Source organism: Kribbella turkmenica (genome assembly GCF_004348725.1).
Classification (GTDB): domain Bacteria; phylum Actinomycetota; class Actinomycetes; order Propionibacteriales; family Kribbellaceae; genus Kribbella; species Kribbella turkmenica.
In genome coordinates this window covers 1-1,824 of sequence record NZ_SMKR01000325.1, presented here as the reverse complement: position 1 = coordinate 1,824, position 1,824 = coordinate 1, and the positions used below count along the sequence as shown (strand labels likewise).

The 1,824-nt window shown below is 68.6% G+C and carries 2 protein-coding genes; one reads left to right on the top strand and one right to left on the bottom strand.

All coding sequences use genetic code 11. The annotated features are described in order from the left end of the window. Positions 1-840: hypothetical protein (locus E1218_RS35635; protein ID WP_233712702.1), on the top strand; the 840-nt coding region annotated here is incomplete at its 5' end. A gap of 11 nt (positions 841-851) precedes the next feature. Here E1218_RS35635 and E1218_RS35630 read toward each other — a convergent pair. Next, a partial coding sequence (locus tag E1218_RS35630) for an alpha/beta fold hydrolase (protein ID WP_132327430.1) occupies positions 852-1,824 on the bottom strand: 973 nt, incomplete at its 5' end.

Here is a 1,824-nt window from a genome sequence, read left to right as displayed (position 1 = left end):
GGGTGGGTGGGGATGTCTGTGCTTGCGATGTGTCCGCTGTGCGCGGACGACGACGACGTCCAGGTGGTCGACACCCTGCCGGACGGACGTCGGCGGGTGCGGCACCGATGTGGGTACGAGTGGACGCACGGCACCGCCGACGCCGCCAAGCCGACGTACACGTTCGACGAACTCAGGTCACGGTTCCCCGGGCCCGCTGACGTGGATCCGAAGTGGCTGCACCGCGCCGGGGTGCTGAAGGCGGAGTACCTCGATCGCGGACCCGGCTTCGATCCGGCGGTGGCGGCGTACTGGGCGGAGTACCGGCAGATCTTCTCCGCGGACGGGCTGTGGAGCTGCGATCCGCAGGCGCTGACGGACTTCGCGAACTCCGAGGTCGGCGCGCGGCCCGCGAACGTGTCGGTCTTCAACTCGGCCTGGAACGACATGGGCACCGACGTCGCGGCGGCGTACACCCGCAACACCATCGACTACCTGCTCCGTGGGCCGGACGACATCCCGCTCGAGGACCGGCTGCAGCATCTGCTGTCCGGCACGAAGCCGTTCTCCATGCCGGGGTTCAAGGAAGCCCTGTTGACCCGGGTGCTCTGCGTCATGCACCCCGAGCGATTCCTGTCCATCCTGAAGTACACGACCGAGGCCGGCGGGAAGCGCGAGATCGCCCGCCTGGTCTACGGTCTCGAGCTTCCCGCGCCGGAGGCGGTCAACTGGACACTGGGCCGCCTCATCCTCTGGAGCAACGACGTCCTGCGCGCCCTGGTCGGCGAAGGTTTCACCAACCAGCAGCACGCCGCAGCCTTCCTCTGGTGGGCCAAGGACCAGCCCGCCGGTCCTGCCTGAGGTGACCCCGGTTACCGGCCGGCCTTGACGGAACGGAAGGTGCGGCGGAGGTCTTCGGTCCACTCGGTGGGGATCTCCCACGGGATGAAGTGACCGCCGGTGGGGTGGGCGGTGAGGTTGACGTGGTTGTACCAGGCCGCGCGGTCGCTGTTGAGGAAGTTCTCGATGCGCTGGTCGGTCGTCGTGACGCCGGGTGGGTTCTCGTAGGCGACGAAGGTGATGCCGGTCGGCGCCTCGACCACCGGTTGGCGGTCGTGCGACGGCGTCCACGGATAACGGGTGTTGTTGGCGTACGTGCGGATCGACGTGTCGATCGCGTTGCCGGCCCAGTAGATCGTTGCGTGCGTGAGGACGTCGTCCCTGGTGAAGGCGTCGCCCTCCGACCACTTCGTCCACCGCTCGAGCATCCAGGCGAGCATCCCGGCCGGTGAGTCGGCCAGGCCGAAGCCGAGGGTGCTCGGGTCGAGGACGTGCGTCGCCAGGTGGGAGGCGAACCGGCGATCGAGCTCGATGACCCGGGCGTGCAGATCCGGCGGCAGGTCCGGCGGGATCGGGTGACCGCCGCTGAAGTCCCAGGCGCGGTCCCCGGTGAAGAACGTGAGCTTCAGGCCCGAACCGATGTGGATTCCGTACAGCTCGTCGGCGTACTTGTGCCCGAGCTGCCCGGTGACGAGCGCGCCGACGTCACAGCCGGCCGCGGCGTACTTCGGGAAGCCGAGCACGCCGGTCATCAGTTCGTGCCAGACGTCGGCGATCTTCCAGAAGTTCATGTCCGGGTGGTTCGTCAGCGGCGTGGAGAACCCGAAGCCCGGCAACGACGGCACGATCACGTCGAACGCGTCGGCCGGATCACCGCCGTACGGCACGGGGTCCGCCAGCCGGTCGATCACCTTCGCCCAGTGCCAGAACGTCCACGGCCAGCCGTGACTGAGGATCAGCGGGGTGGGATCCGGCCCGACGCCGGCCTTGCGCAGGAAGTGGACC